Consider the following 560-nt stretch of genomic DNA (forward strand, 5'->3'; position numbering starts at 1 on the left):
TGAAGCGAAACAAAAACTTGCTGAATTAAAACAAACTGCGGATCAAAATGTTAATCAAGCTACTTCTAAAGATGACATTGAAGTTCAAATTCATAATGACTTAGATAATATTAACGATTACACAATTCCAACAGGTAAAAAAGAATCAGCTACAACAGATTTATATGCTTATGCAGATCAGAAGAAAAATAATATTTCAGCTGACACTAATGCAACACAAGATGAAAAGCAATAAGCAATTAAGCAAGTTGACCAAAATGTTCAAACTGCATTAGAAAGCATTAATAATGGTGTGGATAATGGTGACGTTGATGATGCATTAACACAAGGTAAAGCAGCAATTGATGCTATTCAAGTAGATGCTACTGTTAAACCTAAAGCGAACCAAGCTATTGAAGTTAAAGCAGAAGATACGAAAGAATCTATTGATCAAAGTGACCAGTTAACTGCTGAAGAAAAAACTGAAGCATTAGCAATGATTAAACAAATTACAGATCAAGCTAAACAAGGTATTACTGATGCAACAACAACTGCTGAAGTTGAAAAAGCGAAAGCTCAAG

At 32.9% G+C, this 560-nt stretch carries 1 pseudogene; it reads left to right on the plus strand.

Annotated elements, in window-relative coordinates:
- A pseudogene (locus IDG60_RS00665) lies at positions 1 to 560 on the plus strand (DUF1542 domain-containing protein); the annotation flags it as partial.

Source organism: Staphylococcus sp. EG-SA-2 (assembly GCF_017152085.1).